The 15,377-nt window shown below is 70.6% G+C and carries 14 protein-coding genes and 2 pseudogenes; 4 read left to right on the top strand and 12 right to left on the bottom strand.

Annotated features, from left to right (window positions below; all coding sequences use genetic code 11):
• Nucleotides 1–141: 141 nt before the first annotated feature.
• Nucleotides 142–615: a hypothetical protein gene (locus ACIBJB_RS03950; protein ID WP_398926202.1), complete on the bottom strand. Its 474-nt coding sequence runs from the start codon at nt 613–615 to the stop codon at nt 142–144.
• 203 nt (nt 616–818) lie between these two features.
• Complete coding sequence (locus ACIBJB_RS03955) at nt 819–1,172, bottom strand: hypothetical protein (protein WP_059205404.1); 354 nt, start codon at nt 1,170–1,172, stop codon at nt 819–821.
• An 86-nt stretch (nt 1,173–1,258) separates the two neighbouring features.
• Between ACIBJB_RS03955 and ACIBJB_RS03960 the strand changes: the two are divergent.
• Nucleotides 1,259–1,509: pseudogene (locus tag ACIBJB_RS03960) on the top strand (MFS transporter); the annotation flags it as partial.
• A 68-nt stretch (nt 1,510–1,577) separates the two neighbouring features.
• Here the strand turns inward: ACIBJB_RS03960 and ACIBJB_RS03965 are convergent.
• Genes ACIBJB_RS03965 through ACIBJB_RS03980 form a run of 4 tightly spaced genes read right to left on the bottom strand, consistent with a single transcriptional unit; the run spans nt 1,578 to nt 5,878 of the window.
• Nucleotides 1,578–1,937, bottom strand: coding sequence for an MmcQ/YjbR family DNA-binding protein (locus ACIBJB_RS03965; protein WP_328782832.1), 360 nt, complete (start codon nt 1,935–1,937; stop codon nt 1,578–1,580).
• Nucleotides 1,934–3,241: a hemolysin family protein gene (locus ACIBJB_RS03970; protein ID WP_398926205.1), complete on the bottom strand. Its 1,308-nt coding sequence runs from the start codon at nt 3,239–3,241 to the stop codon at nt 1,934–1,936. Before ACIBJB_RS03970 ends, ACIBJB_RS03965 begins: the two co-directional genes overlap by 4 nt.
• Nucleotides 3,238–3,735 (bottom strand): rRNA maturation RNase YbeY, encoded by a 498-nt coding sequence (gene ybeY, locus ACIBJB_RS03975; protein ID WP_007381932.1) that lies wholly within the window; start codon nt 3,733–3,735, stop codon nt 3,238–3,240. The genes ACIBJB_RS03970 and ybeY overlap by 4 nt, the downstream gene beginning before the upstream one ends.
• Nucleotides 3,736–3,748: 13 nt before the next feature.
• Nucleotides 3,749–5,878 carry a PhoH family protein gene (locus ACIBJB_RS03980; protein WP_398926207.1) on the bottom strand — a complete coding sequence of 710 codons (2,130 nt, stop codon included), beginning with the start codon at nt 5,876–5,878 and terminating at the stop codon, nt 3,749–3,751.
• A 226-nt stretch (nt 5,879–6,104) separates the two neighbouring features.
• Between ACIBJB_RS03980 and ACIBJB_RS03985 the strand changes: the two genes are divergently transcribed.
• Nucleotides 6,105–6,821: an FAD binding domain-containing protein gene (locus tag ACIBJB_RS03985; RefSeq protein ID WP_398926209.1), complete on the top strand. Its 717-nt coding sequence runs from the start codon at nt 6,105–6,107 to the stop codon at nt 6,819–6,821.
• Between the two features lie 364 nt (nt 6,822–7,185).
• Here the strand turns inward: ACIBJB_RS03985 and ACIBJB_RS03990 are convergent, their stop codons facing one another.
• The 3 genes from ACIBJB_RS03990 to ACIBJB_RS04000 form a co-directional block, all read right to left on the bottom strand.
• Nucleotides 7,186–8,343 (bottom strand): carbohydrate kinase family protein, encoded by a 1,158-nt coding sequence (locus tag ACIBJB_RS03990; RefSeq protein WP_398926211.1) that lies wholly within the window; start codon nt 8,341–8,343, stop codon nt 7,186–7,188.
• Between the two features lie 223 nt (nt 8,344–8,566).
• Nucleotides 8,567–9,856: a glucarate dehydratase family protein gene (locus ACIBJB_RS03995; protein ID WP_398926213.1), complete on the bottom strand. Its 1,290-nt coding sequence runs from the start codon at nt 9,854–9,856 to the stop codon at nt 8,567–8,569.
• On the bottom strand, nt 9,853–10,755 hold the full coding sequence (locus ACIBJB_RS04000; RefSeq protein ID WP_398926833.1) for a 5-dehydro-4-deoxyglucarate dehydratase: 903 nt from the start codon (nt 10,753–10,755) through the stop codon (nt 9,853–9,855). Before ACIBJB_RS04000 ends, ACIBJB_RS03995 begins: the two co-directional genes overlap by 4 nt.
• A 158-nt stretch (nt 10,756–10,913) precedes the next feature.
• On the opposite strand from ACIBJB_RS04000, the gene ACIBJB_RS04005 reads away from it, so the two are divergent.
• Entirely contained in the window at nt 10,914–11,696 is a 783-nt protein-coding gene (locus ACIBJB_RS04005; protein ID WP_398926215.1) for an IclR family transcriptional regulator, read from the top strand.
• Between the two features lie 187 nt (nt 11,697–11,883).
• Nucleotides 11,884–13,198: pseudogene (locus ACIBJB_RS04010) on the top strand (MFS transporter).
• On the opposite strand, the gene ACIBJB_RS04015 reads toward ACIBJB_RS04010, so the two are convergent.
• From ACIBJB_RS04015 to ACIBJB_RS04025, 3 genes are read right to left on the bottom strand one after another with little or no spacing between them, the layout of a single operon-like run.
• Nucleotides 13,083–14,072, bottom strand: coding sequence for an adenosine deaminase (locus ACIBJB_RS04015; protein ID WP_398926217.1), 990 nt, complete (start codon nt 14,070–14,072; stop codon nt 13,083–13,085). The pseudogene ACIBJB_RS04010 and the gene ACIBJB_RS04015 sit on opposite strands and share 116 nt — an antisense overlap.
• 20 nt (nt 14,073–14,092) lie before the next feature.
• Nucleotides 14,093–14,998, bottom strand: a complete 906-nt coding sequence (locus tag ACIBJB_RS04020) for a ribonuclease Z (protein ID WP_398926219.1) — start codon at nt 14,996–14,998, stop codon at nt 14,093–14,095.
• Between the two features lie 6 nt (nt 14,999–15,004).
• On the bottom strand, nt 15,005–15,358 hold the full coding sequence (locus tag ACIBJB_RS04025) for a histidine triad nucleotide-binding protein (protein ID WP_398926221.1): 354 nt from the start codon (nt 15,356–15,358) through the stop codon (nt 15,005–15,007).
• Between the last annotated feature and the right edge of the window lie 19 nt (nt 15,359–15,377).

A 15,377-nucleotide genomic window follows, 5' to 3' on the forward strand; every position in this document is an offset into this window, starting at 1 on the left:
GATGTGCCCCCTCCGGAAGCTCCTGAAGTCCTGTGCGGACAGGGGGCATTGATGTGTGGATCGCGTGAGAAGTCAATGGAGTTGCCGCAGAAATCTGACGATCTGTCAGTTCCTGCGGCAACCGGGATATGCCGGGGAGGATCAGTCGAACACGAAGGGTCCGGGCGCCTGCGGACCGGTCGCCGTGCAGGTGACGGTGATCCCGAAGACGACGATCTGGAGCGAACCGCCGTACGACTCCAGGCTGTCGCCGGACGCCACGGTGCCGTTGAGCGGGCCGACGGTGACCGGATCGCCGGCCGCGATGGCGGGGTTCTCCGTGCCGGTGAAGGTGGTGGTGCCGCCGTTCGCGTTCACGAAGGTGAGGGTCGAGGCGATCGAGTCCTCGTCGAGCGCGAGGGGCGCGTTGATCGCCGAGGTGACGGTGACGGTGGCGGCGGTGCCGTCCTGGGTGGCGGTGAGGGTGGCCTCGCCGCTGCCGTAGGCGCCACAGTCGGCGTCGATGGTCGCGGTGTCCGGGGTGACGGCCAGGGCGGTGGGTGCGAACGCGAGCCCGAGGGCCGCGAGCGTGCCGACGGCCAGTGCCGCACCAGTGCCTGTGCGCTTGCCTTTCATGGAATCCGGTTCCCTTCCCGTGGTGGGGACTGCCATGTGGGGATGGACGGGGGGTGCATCCCGACGGACGGCCGGGCTTCACGGGCGTGGTGCGGGACGCCGCGCGAGCTGAATCTGACGGTCCGTCGGAATTTCCGGTTCCATTGATGCGCGTGGGACGGGGAACGGCAAGCCGGAATTCCGGCCAAGTGTTACCGGGGGTATCAGCCGGCGGTCACGGTGCTCCGCACGGTGCCGTCGACCCCTGCCACCAGCACCGGAGTCTGCGGCCCGCCCAGATCCCGGACGGCGGCCCGGTCCTCGTCGGAGGCCGATTCGGCGTCCGTCACCACGGCCGCCGCCTCCAAGGACTTCGCCCCCGACGCCACGGCCATCGCCACCGCCGTCTGCAAAGCACTCAACCGCAACGAGGGAAGAGCCACCGTCCCCGCGACATACGTCCGCCCGGTGTCGTCCCGTACGGCCGCCCCCTCGGGCACCCCGTTACGAGCCCGCGCCGAACGGGCCAGGGTGACGATCTTGCGGTCCTCGGGGTCAAGCGCACTGTTGTCGGTCATGGAAAGGAGCATACGAACCGAACCCACGCCGACCGCACCACGGGGTCCACCCCATCCCCGGCCACCTCACCCGGCCACCGGATCCATCGCCCGTCGCCGGCACCTGCGCGCCAGGGTCATCGGCCGCTTCGGCCCGCGCCGTACGCCGGTCGGCTCGCTCGTCGGCCAGGGCACCCTGATCGCCGCCCTGCTGGGCCTGGGCACCGGGAGCCGGTCCGCCTGGCTCGCCACGGCCGCCGCCTCCCTGGCCGGCATGGGCCACCCTGGCGCGATCATCTCGTACGGCATCACCGTGACCTGCGGTGTCCCGGACGAGGAGCAGGGCCTGGCCACCGGGTCCTCGCCCTGGGCCCGGTGCTCGTCCTGGCGGCGGCGGTCCTGGTCGCGACGGGACTGCGGGTGCGCTCAGGGGCGGTCGAGGCGGAGCCGGTCGGCGCGTGGCAGACCGGCCACCACCAGGTCGTACGAGTCCTCGACGAGCTCCCGGACCAGACGGTCGGGGAGTTCGCCGTCGACGGTGACGGTGTTCCAGTGACGCTTGTTCATGTGGTAGCCGGGAGCGATCAGCCCGGGATGGTCGGTACGCAGCCGGATCGCGTCCTCCGGGTCGCACTTGAGGTTGACCTTCAGGGGCCGCGCGTCCAGGTTCGTCAGGGCGAAGAGCTTGCCCAGCACCTTGAAGACCGAGGTCTCGGGGTTGAACGGGAAGTCCTCCACCACCGCGTTGAAGGAGAGGCAGAGCGCGCGCAGTTCCTGAGGGGTCACTCGGACTCCTTGTCCACTTCGGCGTGTTCCAGGGCCCCCACCGGCTCCACCAGAACCGTCACGATCTTGTTCCGGCGTCCGGCCGCGGCCTCCGCGGTCAGGCGCAGCCGCCGGCCGTCCGGAAGGTCGACGGCGGCGGAGGCCCCGGCGATGGGCACCCGGCCCAGCGCCTTCGCCAGCAGCCCCCCGACGGTCTCCACGTCCTCGTCGTCGTACTCGTCGAGCCCGTACAGCTCGCCCAGGTCGGTGATGTCGAGGCGGGCGGTGACCCGGTGGCGGTCGTCGCCGAGATCCTCCACCGGCGGCAGCTCGCGGTCGTACTCGTCAGTGATCTCGCCGACGATCTCCTCGAGGATGTCCTCGATCGTGACGATGCCGGCCGTGCCGCCGTACTCGTCGATGACGACGGCCACGTGGTTGCGGTCCTGCTGCATCTCGCGCAGCAGGTCGCCGGCGTTCTTGGTGTCGGGCACGAAGGCCGCGGGCCGCATGGCGGTGGACACCAGCTCGGACTCGGCGTCCCGGCTGATGTGCGTCTTGCGGACCAGGTCCTTCAGATACACGATCCCGACGATGTCGTCCTCGCTCTCCCCGGATACGGGGATGCGCGAGAAGCCCGAGCGCAGAGCGAGGGTCAGCGCCTGGCGGATGGTCTTGTAGCGCTCGATGACGACGAGATCGGTCCGCGGGACCATGACCTCCCGCACGAGCGTGTCACCCAGTTCGAAGACGGAGTGCACCATCCGGCGCTCGTCGTCCTCGATCAGCGACTCCTTCTCGGCGAGGTCGACCAGCGCGCGCAGCTCCGCCTCCGAGGCGAAGGGGCCACGCCGGAAGCCCTTGCCGGGGGTGAGCGCGTTGCCGATGAGAATCAGCAACGACGGGATCGGCCCCATGATCCGGGCCAGCGGGAGCAGGATGTACGCCGCCGCGGTCGCCGTGTTCAGCGGGTGCTGACGCCCGATGGTGCGCGGGGAGACGCCGACGGCGACGTACGACACGAGCACCATGACCCCGATCGCGACCAGCAGGGCGCGGGTGGTGCCCGGCAACTCCTGGAGGCAGGCGTAGGTGACCAGAGCGGCCGCCGCCATCTCGCACGCGACGCGCACCAGCAGCGCCACGTTGAGATAGCGGGTCGGGTCGGCGGCGATCTGCGCGAGCTTGGCGCTGCCGCGCCGGCCGTTGCGTACGGCTTCCTCGGCGCGGAAGCTGGAGACGCGCGCGAGGCCCGCCTCCGCGCAGGCGGCGAGCCAGGCGACGACGACCAGGGCGATCGCGCCGGAGACGAGGGGCAGGCTCATGAGACGGTCGGCGCGGGGGACGGGCCGGTGAGCCCCTTCTCCTGCCGCCACCCGTCGACGATGGCCGCCTGCAGGCCGAACATCTCGGCCTTCTCGTCCGGCTCCTCGTGGTCGTACCCGAGAAGGTGCAGCACGCCGTGGACGGTGAGGAGTTGGAGCTCCTCGTCCATGGAGTGCTGCGTCTCGGCCTCCTCGCCCTGCCGCTTGGCGACCTCGGGACACAGCACGATGTCACCGAGGAGGCCCTGCGGGGGCTCGTCGTCGTCCTTGCTGGGCGGCCTGAGCTCGTCCATCGGGAACGACATGACGTCGGTGGGCCCCGGCAGGTCCATCCACTGGATGTGCAGCTGCTCCATGGCGTCGGTGTCCACGACGATCACCGAGAGCTCGGAGAGCGGGTGGATACGCATCCGCGCGAGCGCGTAGCGGGCGATGTCGAGGATCGCCTGCTCGTCGACCTCGGTTCCGGACTCGTTGTTGACGTCGATCGACATGGTGCTGGCTTGTCTACTTCCGCTTGTTCCGGCCGCCCTTGTGGGTGCCGTTCTCCGTACCGTTCTCGGTGTCGTACTTCTCGTACGCGTCGACGATACGGCCGACCAGCTTGTGCCGTACGACGTCCTGGGACGACAAGCGGGAGAAGTGCACGTCGTCGAGCCCCTCCAGGATGTCCTGGACCTGACGCAGACCCGACTTGGTGCCGTTGGGCAGGTCGACCTGCGTCACATCACCCGTGATCACGATCTTCGAGTCGAAGCCGAGCCGGGTGAGGAACATCTTCATCTGCTCGGGGCTCGTGTTCTGGGCCTCGTCCAGGATGATGAAGGCGTCGTTGAGGGTGTTGTGCGTGAGCAGGTAGTCCTGCGTGACGTACAGCGAGTCCTCGGCCGCCACCTGGATGCAGACGGTCTCCTCCCGGCCCGCGGGCTCGATGCTGTCGATGAACCGCATCGGGCGTCCGCCGCCTCCGGCCGCGTGGTATTTGTCGCGCTTGCGGGCGAGGCGGAAGGGTTCGATGCCTTCGGGGAGACGGATGTCGACGACGTGGGTGTCGTAACGGTGGACAGCCAGAGCTCTCCCCTGCTTCCGGTCTTCGGCGAGACGACGGCGTGTGTAGGCGACGCCGCCGAGCGACTGGACCAAGGCGATGACGTCGTCACGTAGGAGGATCGACGCGGTCGAGAACTGAACGCGACACGTGCGGTCCTTCTGCGTTACCGGCCCTCCGTCGGAATCAAGCAGCCCCTGGAGAACGGCCAGCCTGACCTCGGCAGAGTTGTACAGGTAATCGTCCGGGACGAACTTGGTGTGTGAGCGAGTACGCAGCAGATCCAGCTCACGCATGACTCGCGTAACGGGATTCTCCAGGGTGACGACATCACCGGCAGACTTGATCCGATTGAGGACGTAGTCCGGCCCACTCTTGTGCCGCACTGTGACACCGGGCAGCGCGGCCTCCAGTGCCTGGGCCAGCTCACGATCCTCCGTCGCGAAGGACGGAGTGGTGGAACCCGTGAGGCAACCGTCACCCAGCAGCAGCCCGAGCGCGTACGGGTCCATGGGGACCTCACGTTCGGGGAAGCTGACCGGCGCCGTCAGCATCGGCATCTCGTACCGACGATAGTGCGCCGCCCGAAGGTTGCCGATCATCTCCTGGGTCTCCAGGACACGCCACGGCTTGTCACGTCGCTTGTCGTCGCGCGTGCGCACCGTCCAGAGGTGCTCACCGCAGCACAGGGTCCAGGAGCCGTCCTGGGCCGTGACCCGGTAGATGTCCTTCTCACCCTGCGGATACACACCCAGGACCGGGGTCGGCTCGCCGTTCGAGCCGATGACGAGGTCACCGACCTGGAGGTCGCCGATGGGGCGCCAACCATCCGGAGTCAGGACGTTCGTGAAGACAGGCTGCGCGCGACCCCTCATGTACGCCAGCGGCGCGACCTCGATCGTCCCGGCCGCCATCAGCCGTGGGATCGAGTCCGGGTCCAGCATGTCGTGCAGGGCGTCGTACAGCGGGCGCAGGTAGGGGTCGATCTTCTCGTAGAGGGTGCCGGGCAGGAAGCCGAGGCGCTCTCCGGCCTCGACCGCGGGGCGGGTCAGGATGATGCGGTTGACCTGCTTGGACTGCAGGGCCTGCACCGCCTTGGCCATGGCGAGGTAGGTCTTGCCGGTACCGGCGGGGCCGATGCCGAAGACGATCGTGTGCTTGTCGATCGCGTCGACGTACCGCTTCTGGTTGAGGGTCTTGGGGCGGATGGTGCGGCCGCGCGAGGACAGGATGTTCTGTGTGAGCACTTCGGCCGGGGTCTCCTGGCCGTCGCTCGTCCCGTTCTCGCTCGCTCGCAGCATGGCGATCGAGCGTTCCACTGCGTCCTCCGTCATCGGCTGTCCGGTGCGGAGCACCAGCATCATCTCGTCGAACACGCGCGAGACGAGGGCGACGTCGACGGGGTCGCCGACCACGCTGATCTCATTGCCCCGGACGTGGATGTCGGCCGCCGGGAAGGCCTTCTCGATCACGCGCAGCAGGGCGTCGCCGGAACCCAGCACGGTCACCATGGGGTGCTGGGCGGGGACGGTGAACTGTGCTTTCGCCTGCCCCTGCGCGGGTGTGTGAGCTGTCGGTGTCTGAGTCATGGGCTGGCGCTGAAGGCCTGCGGTTCCTCCTCGTCAGGGCCGCGCAGTGGAAGGCGGCCTCGCGCTTTCAAGGGTACGACGGTGCACTGACAACGCCGTAGGGCTTTTCGAGGTCGGGGCGCCCTGTGTGCAGCGGTGAGCCCTGCATGCTCCCCCGGGCCCCCGGAAAGAATGCGCTCACTGCCATAGGTGTTCGAGGTCCTCGACTGTGCGAAGAAGGAAGACCGTGCTGCTGCGTCTGCCCAGGTCCCTGCCCGAGGCACAGGAGTGTCTGACCGACGGGGCGATCCCCGTCGGCGGTGCCACGCTGGTGTGGGCCGCCTGGCAACGCGACGGCTTTCCCGAGCAGGCCGTGTCGCTGCGCGAGGTGCCGGAGGCGAACGTTCTCGGGGCCGGGGAGGTGGGCGCGGCGGTCCTGCTGCACCGGATCGACGAGCGGGTGCCGGAGGTGCTGCACCGGGCCGCGTCGGGCGTCGGCACGGGGGCCGTGCGGCGGGCCGCCACGGTCGGCGGGAACATCGTCGGCAGCACCCTGCGCTGTCTGCTGCCGGCGGCGCTGGTCCTGGACGCCCGCGCGCGGGTGCTGGCGGCGGAGGGGCCGTTCGAGGCCGACCTCGCCGAGCTGCTGGCCAAGAAGCCGCTGCTGCTGAGCCTGCACTGGCGCGAACCGCTCGTCAGCGGCTACCGCAAGGTGGCCGGGGCCCCGGGTGGCCCGCCGCCCCTGGTCGTCGCCACGGCCGTCCACGCGGACGACCGCCCGGTCCTGCGCGTCGCAGTCCGCGACGGCTACGAGTTCCTGAGCGAGAGCGTTCCCTGCGACGCGGGCGCGGACAGCGTGCTCGACGTGTTGAGCGGTACGACGATCGGGGCACTGCCGGCTGCGGCCCGCGAGGTGGTCCGTGAGCAGGTGGTGTCGGTACTGGACCGTACGAGCGGGCACTGACGGATCGACCTCCCCGACGCGCCACGGAGGCGGACCGTCCAACGGCGATACGCCCCGCTCCGTAGCTCCCGGCCCTGACGAGCGGCCCTGACGAGCGGCCCCCGCGATGATCCACGGGACAGGCAGTTGAGTGGCGATGCGACCCAACCTCGACCTCGACGGCCACTGACGAGCCGACCTGTCGACGAGCCACGCAGACAGGTCCACCAGTGCAGATGTCACCCGACCCGACCGACATCCCGCAGCACTGACGAGCCGCCCCCTCGACGAGCCGCAGGCACAGCTCGACCCACCCTCCCCCACCCGACAGGCCGCAGAGACGCGCCCGCCCCGCAGCAATACGATCCGCCCCGGCCCCCCACCCTCACGCCGACCGGCCGAAGCCGATCGTCGGGACCGCTCGTCTCAGGGGCCAGCCCGGGGACTCCTGCTCCGGGACCAGGTCCGCCAGGAACGCGTACCGGCGCAGCGCGGCCGGGTCCTGGGAGTCGACGGACTGGACCTTGCGCCACCAGGCGCCGATCTCGGACCAGCCCGGCGCGGAGAGGGAGCCGCCGAACTCCTGGACGGAGAGCGCGGCGGTCAGGCCGGCGAAGGCCAGGCGGTCCGCCAGCGGCCAGCCCGCGAGGGTGCCGGTGACGAAGCCGGCCACGAAGACGTCCCCGGCGCCGGTCGGGTCGAGCGCCTCGACCTCGATCGCCGGGACCTCGGCGGTCTCTCCAGTACGCCGGTCCACGGCGTACGCGCCCTCCGCGCCGAGGGTGACCACGGCGAGCGGCACATGGTCGGTGAGTGCGTGCGCGGCCTCCCGGGGGCAGGTGGCGCCGGTGTAGCGCATCGCCTCCTGCGCGTTCGGCAGAAAGGCCTCGCAGTGTTCGAGGTCGGCGAGGCCCGCCAGGTCCCACGCCCCGGTCTCGTCCCAGCCGACGTCGGCGAAGATGCGGGTGCCCTCGTGTGCCGCCTGAGCGATCCAGGGGGCGCGCTTCCCGGGCTCGAGGGATGCCACCGCCGCACGCGCGCGTGGGGGGCAGTTCGGGGCGCCCTCTTGGATGAGCACGGCCTCAGGGGGCGGTTCGTGGCCGTGGGAGACCATGGTGCGCTCGCCCTCGTACGCCATCGACACGGTGACCGGGGAGTGCCAGCCGGGGACCGTGCGGGAGGGGGAGAGGTCGATGCCCTCGCCCTGCTCGAGGGCGTCCCAGCAGTACTCGCCGTAGTGGTCGTCGCCGAAGGCCGCGGCCAGTGAGGTGCGCAGCCCGAGCCGGGCCAGGGCCGTGGCCATGTTCGCCACACCGCCGGGGCTCGACCCCATCCCGCGTGCCCAGGACTCGGTCCCGCGCACCGGGGCGGAGTCGAGCCCGGTGAAGATGATGTCGAGGAACACGGTGCCGGTGAGATAGACGTCCCAGGGTGGATCGTCGGGTACGCGCAGAGCTGCCAGAGGGTCGACCCGGGCCTGGCCGTGCCCGGTCCCTCCGAAGTGCGACGGTCCCTTTCCGGTGGACGCGTTGGACGCGATCACGGTGCGCTCCCTGGACGTGGTGCGGATCAGGCCAGTCTGCACCACACCGCCGACAACGCGTCGGCGCTCACCTGCGACCCGCCCGTCACCGCATCCGACCTCTCCGGCATTCGAGGAGCGGGGGTCCAGGGGGCGGAGCCCCCTGGGAGCGGGACGGGTGGGGGCGGCGGGGGCGGGAAAAGCCCTGCGCCGGCCCCGCCGCGGCCCCCGCCCGGCCCCGGCCCTACCAGCGAGGCACAGCCGGCGTGACCCACCCCGGCTCGGCGACCCGCATGGCCGCGGCATCGTCCCGCTCTCGCAGCGAACCGTCGTCATCGAGCCACCGCCGATGCAGGAACTCCACCTTCTCCCGGTCGAGTTCGACGCCGAGGCCGGGCGCGTCGGAGACCTTCACGGCCCCGCCCTCGAACGTCAGCCGCTCGCTGAGCACGTCCTCCGACTGCCACGGATAGTGCGAGTCACAGGCGTGATGAAGGTTCGGCACGGTGGACGCGACATGCGTCATCGCGGCCAGCGAGATCCCCAGATGCGTGTTCGAGTGCATGGACACTCCCACCCCGAACGTCCGGCAGATCGCGGCGAGTTGCTGGGTGTTCCGCAACCCGCCCCAGTAGTGGTGATCCGAGAGCACCACCTGGACGGCGTCCCGGGCGAACGCCTCCTTGATCTCCGCGAAGGTCGTCACGCACATGTTGGTGGCCAGCGGGACATCGGTCCCGGCGGAGACCTCGGCCATGGCCGCCGTCCCCAGCGCGGGATCCTCCAGGTACTCCAGGACGTCGCCGAGCTCCGCGGCCACCTTCAGCGAGGTCGACACGCTCCAGGCCCCGTTGGGGTCGAGCCGCAGCGGTTGCCCGGGAAACGCCTCGGCCAGCGCCCTGATTGCCGCGATCTCCTCGTCCGGCGGGAACACTCCGCCCTTGAGCTTGAAGGACGTGAAGCCGTAGCGCTCGGTGAACAGCCGGGCCTGCTCCACCACCCCCGCGGGGTCGACGGCCGCCCCCCAGTCGTCCTTCTCGGAGGCGACGCCCTCGGGATGGGAGGCCCACTTGTAGAACAGGTACGCGCTGTACTCGACCGCGTCGCGGACCTTGCCCCCGAGCAGGGCGTGCACCGGCAGTCCGAGGGCCTTGCCCAGCGCGTCGAGGCAGGCGACCTCGAACCCGGAGACCACGGACAACCGCAGCTTGTCGGCCGTCTGCACCCCTCGCAGCCCGCCGACGTCGACCTGTCCGGAGACCCGGGAGGAATCGACCGCCATCTGATCCGCGACCGTGAACAGTCCGTTCAGGTCCCCGACCTGACGTCCGATCAGCTTCGCGGCGAACGGCCGTGCCAGCTCCAGGTACTTGGTGTCGCCGTACGTCTCTCCGACCCCCGTGACCCCGTCGGCGGTCTCGACCTCGACGATCAGCCGGGGCGTGTACGGCTGGTGGACGCCCTGCGTGTTCAGCAGCGGCGGATCGGCGACGAGGATCGGTGTCAGCCGGACGTCGGTGATCGTGAGGTTCACAGTGCGGCTCCTACGAGGTCGAGACCGGTGGTCAGCAGCCGGCGAAGCTCCGCCAGATCGGCGGCCGACGGATCCGTGAGCGGCGCGCGCACGGGTCCGACCGGGCGCCCCCGCAGCCGTGCCGCCGCCTTCACCAGCGAGACGGCGTATCCGGGCACGCGGTCGCGGAGTTCGACGAGCGGGACGTAGAAGTCGCGCAGCAGTTTCCCGACCGTTCCGTCGCCCTCGTCGCCGTCGCGCAGGGCGGTGAAGAAGGCGTTCGCGATCTCGGGGGCGAAGGCGTGGACGGCCGAGGAGTAGGCGGGGACGCCGACGGTGGCGTAGGCGCGGGCCTGGATCTCGGCGGTGGAGGCGCCGTTGAAGAACAGGAAGCCCTCGGGGGCGGCGAGGGTGAGGCGCTGGAGCCGGTCGAGGTCGCTGTGTCCGTCCTTGAGCCCGATGACACCGGGGATCTGGGCGACCCGCCGGAACGCGTCCACGCCGAAGGCGACCTGGCCGCGCTGGTAGGCGATGAGCGGCAGCCGCGTCCGCGCTGCGATCTGCTCCAGCTGTGCGACCAGTCCGTCCTGCGGGGCGGCGACCAGGTAGTGCGGGAGGACCAGCAGCGCGTCCGCGCCCGCCTCCTCGGCGATCCGGGCGAAACGGACGGCCTGCGCCCAGCCGTAGCCGATTCCGGCGACGACGGGCAGCCGGCCGCCGGCCTCCTCGATCGCGATGGTGACGACCTGCCGGTACTCGTCCTCGTCCAGCGAGAAGAACTCGCCGGTGCCACAGGCCGGGAAGAGCGCACCGGGGCCGGTGGCGATCTGGGCGGCCACATGCGCGCGGAAGCCGTCCGGGTCGAGGGTGCCGTCGTCGTGGAAGCTCGTGAGCGGGAACGACAGCACACCGCGTGCCATGCCGTCCCGCAGTCGTCGGGCCGCGTCCGGGTCGAGGGTCACCCTCAGTCATCTCCCCATGTAGACGATATCTACGTATGGAGATGAAGGTTAGATAGACGAATCCCGCTCGTCAATGGGTCGCGCACGGGGTTCGGCGGGCCGATTACCATCGGCGCATGTCAGAGACAGGTGGCGTCCGCGAGGTGAAGTCGGCGGCCCGCACGGTCGAGCTCCTCGAACTGCTGGCCGCGCGCGGCGACCGCCCGGCACGGCTCCAGGAGCTCGCGGACGCGCTGGAGGTGCCGCGCAGTTCGATGTACGCGCTGCTCCAGACCCTGATCTCGCGCGGCTGGGTCCGCACCGACATCACCGGCTCGCTCTACGGCATCGGCATCCACGCCCTGCTCACCGGCACCAGCTATCTGGACTCCGACCCGCGCGTGCGGGTCGTACGGCCGTATCTCGACGAGGCGTCCCAGGCGCTGGGCGAGACCATCCACATGGGCCGGCTCGACGGCCGGGACGTGGCCTATCTGGCGACGCGCGAGTCGCACGAATACCTGCGGACGATCAGCAGGGTGGGCCGCCGGCTGCCCGCGCACGCCGGCGCGCTGGGCAAGGCGCTGCTGGCCGAGTGGCCCGACGAGAGGCTCCCCGAGGGGCCGTACGAGGCACTCACCCCGAACTCCCACACCACCCGTGAGTCCCTGCTGGCCGACCTCGCCGAGGTCCGCGCCCGCGGCTACTCGATCGACCGCGAGGAGGGGGTCCTGGGCATCGTCGGCTTCGGGTTCTGTCTGCGCTACGACTCCCCCGCGCAGGACGCCATCAGCTGCTCGGTCCCCCTCGCCCGTCTGACGCCGGAACACGAGCAGCAGATCATCGCGGTGATGCGCGAGATCAGAGGCAAGATCGAGGCGACGGTACCGGGCGCGGGCGGCGCCCCCAATTGGCGTTAGGCGGGCCCTCGGGCGCGCACTTTTACCCGGCTTCCCTCACCCCAAACGAAACGTGAGCCACATCACGCACCCCGGGCTTCTTCCGCAACCGCGTGCTTGATACAAATTCTTCGCGCGTTCCTGTCCGTCGACGGCCTGCGCCGACCCCCTTTTCGAGCCGCTTCTTTCGCATGCCCTGGGAACGCCCGTGTCCGCCCGCACCACCCTGCCCTGGCCCCTCGTTGCCCTTTTTACGGCCGGGTACCTCGCCCCCTACCTCCTCCCGACCACCGTCGGCAGGCTCGACTCGGGGCTGCCGCTCACCGCCACCGAGGCGGGTGCCGTCGGCAGCGCGCTGCTGCTGAGTTCGGCGGCGGCAGGCTTCCTGCTCGCCTCCCGCGTCGACCGCGTCGGCCCCCGCACCCTCGCCCGCATCGGCCTCACCCTCGCCGTCCTCGGCTACGGCGGCGCCGCCCTCGCCCACACCGTCCCGGCCGTCGTCGTGGGCGCGCTGATCGGCGGCTTCGGATCCGGTACGTCGACGGCGGTGGCCGCCACCGGCATCGCTGCCCAGCCGGACCCGCACCGCATCACCACGGTCGGCCTCCTGAGCGTGTCCGCACTCGCGGGCGCCGTCTACCTGACCGTCCCGCACCTGGGTCCCGGTCACGGCGTGCCGTTGGCCGCGATCGCCCTCACCGCGCTGGCCGTCTGGCCCCTGACGGGCCGTCTCCCCCGCACCACGGTCCCCGCCCGAAGCCGGCGGACGCCCGCCCCGCTCCCCCACCGCCGGGCCGGCCTCCTCCTCGCCGGCACCCTGCTCTGCTGGTCCCTCGCCCAGAACGCCCTCTGGGGCGTCAGCGGCCGCATCGGCCTCACCCAGGCCCACCTCTCCGAAGCGACGGTCGGCGCGGTCTTCGCGATCGCCCTCGGCGCGGGCCTGCTGGGCGTCGTCGGCGCGGGCGCCCTGGGCCCACGCCTCGGCCGCGCGCTCCCCATCGGCGGCGGCACCGTCCTCATCGCCGCCTGCATCACCCTCAGCGCCTCGGCGACCGACCTGACGTCCTTCGCGTCCGGCGAGATCGCGTGGAACACGCTCTACCCGATCGTCCTGTCGTACGTCATCGGCCTGGCCGCCTCCCTGGACCCCCGCGGCCGCTGGGCGGTCCTGGTCGGCTCGGCGTCGTCATTGGGCACGGCAGCGGGTCCCCTGACGGGAAAGCCTGCTCGCATCCGAGGCCGGCTTCCCCGTGATGGGCACGGTCCTGGCAGCGGGCCTGCTGCTGATAGCCGTACCGATGACGGCGATGGCGATCAGCGCTCCGCGGGGAGTGCCGCGCTATGCCGTCGAGCGTCTGCAGGTTCGTCGTGGCCGGTCGCGCAGTTCCCCGCACCCCTTGGGGTACTTCAGAACTGGTACGCCTCGACTTCGGCCAGATACCGCTCCCGCCGCCCCTCGTCGTGCTCCAGAAAGCTCGCGACGAAGGAATTCCGGGCCAGCTCGCGCAACTGTTCCTCAGTGAGCCCGAGCGTGTTCTGCACGGAATCGAAATTGTCCCCCGCATACCCCCCGAAGTACGCCGGGTCGTCGGAGTTCACCGTGCACAGCAGCCCGGCGTCCAGCATCGCCGGCAACGGATGGTCGGCGAGCACGTCGACCGTACGAAGCCGCACGTTGGACAAGGGGCACAAGGTCAGCGGGACCCGGTCCCGCACCAGCCGCGCGACCAGTTCCGGAGACTCCATGCACCGCAGTCCATGGTCGATCCGCTCCACCCCGAGCACGTCCAGCGCCTCGACGATGTACTCCGGCGGCCCCTCCTCCCCGGCGTGCGCCACCCGGCGCAGCCCCAGCGCCGCCGCGGCCTCGTACACCTCGCGGAACTTCACCGGAGGATGCCCCACCTCCGCGGAGTCGAGCCCCACACCGACGATCCGGTCGAGATACGGCTTGGCGGCCTCGAGGGTCTCCAGCGCCGACTCCGCGGACTCGTCCCGCAGGAAGCACATGATCAGCTGTGTGGAGACGCCGTGCACGGCCTCGCTGCTGCCCAGCGCCCGCCACAGCCCCTCCACCACGGTCCCCATCCCCACGCCCCGCGCGATGTGCGCCTGCGGGTCGAAGAAGATCTCCGCGTGCCGAACCCCCTGCTCGGCGGCCCGGGCGAGATAGGCGTTCGCCAGGTCCTCGAAGTCCCGCTCGGTGCGCAGGACGGCCATGAGCTCGTAATACAGGTTCAGAAAGGACTGGAGGTCCGCGAACCGGTACGCCTTGCGGAGCGTGTCCGTGGAGGCGTACGGCAGCTCGACGCCGTTACGCGCAGCCAGCTCGAAAGCCAGCTCCGGCTCCAGGGTGCCTTCGATGTGCAGGTGCAGTTCAGCTTTGGGGAGGGACATCAAAGCATCGTACGGCCGCTTTATCGCCGTTTCGGAACCGGGACCCGCAGGAGGTCGTGGGCCACGGTCAGCTCGCCCTCGTAGCCGGCCACCCGCGCCTGCCGCTCGAACTCCTCCGGTTCGGAGTACCGCTGACTGAAGTGCGTGAGCACGAGATGCCGTACGCCGGCGTCGCGGGCGACTCGCGCGGCCTGACCGACGGTCAGATGGCCGTGCTCCACGGCTAGTTGCTCGTCCTCGTCGAGGAAGGTCGACTCGATGACGAGCAGGTCGCAGCCGTCCGCGAGGGCGTGGACGCCGTCGCAGAGGCGGGTGTCCATGACGAACGCGAAGCGCTGACCCCGGCGGACCTCGCTGACGTCGTCGAGGGGGACGCCGTTCAGGGCGCCTTCCCTCTGGATCCGTCCGACGTCGGGCCCCTTGATGCCGTGCGCGGCGAGGCGGTCGGGGAGCATGCGGCGGCCGTCGGGTTCGGTGAGGAGGTAGCCGTAGGACTCGACGGGATGGGAGAGCCTGCGGGCCTGGAGGGTGTAGCCGCCCGTGCGCGCGATGACCCCGTCCTCGGCGACCGGTGCCTCGGTGAGCCGGACGGTCTCCCGGTACGCCGTCGCGTACCGCAGCCGGTCGAAGAAGCGCTGCCCCGACTTCGGGTAGTGGGCGGTGACCTCGTGCGGGACCCGGTCGAGGTTGATGCGCTGGATCACGCCCGCGAGGCCGAGGGAGTGGTCGCCGTGGAAGTGGGTGACACAGATCCGGTTGAGGTCGTGGGCGGCGACCCCGGCGCGCAGCATCTGACGCTGGGTGCCCTCGCCGGGGTCGAAGAGGATGCCCTCGCCGTCCCACCGCAGCAGGTAGCCGTTGTGGTTGCGGTGCCGTGTGGGGACCTGGCTGGCGGTGCCGAGGACGACCAGTTCGCGTACGGACACGGTGGGTTATCCGGGCGGCCAGTGCAGGCCGCGGCCGCCGATCACGTGGGCGTGGGCGTGCCAGACGGTCTGGCCGGCGCCGCTGCCGGTGTTGAAGACGGTGCGGTAGCTCTCCAGCTTCTCGTCGTCGGCGACGGCCTGGGTCTCGCGGAGGACGTCGGCGGCCAGCTCGGGCGCGGCGGCGGCGAGGGCCGCGGCGGTCTCGTAGTGGGCCCTGGGGATCACCAGGACGTGCGTGGGGGCCTGGGGGTTGATGTCCCGGAAGGCGACGGTGGTGTCCGTCTCCCGGACGATCGTCGCCGGGATGTGGCCTTCGACGATCTTGCAGAACAGGCAGTCGCCCTGGGGTTCCCCTGGCATGGTGTTCCTTTCGCCTCGG

Origin of the sequence: Streptomyces sp. NPDC050759 (genome assembly GCF_044456945.1) — a bacterium.
Taxonomy (GTDB): Bacteria; Actinomycetota; Actinomycetes; order Streptomycetales; family Streptomycetaceae; genus Streptomyces.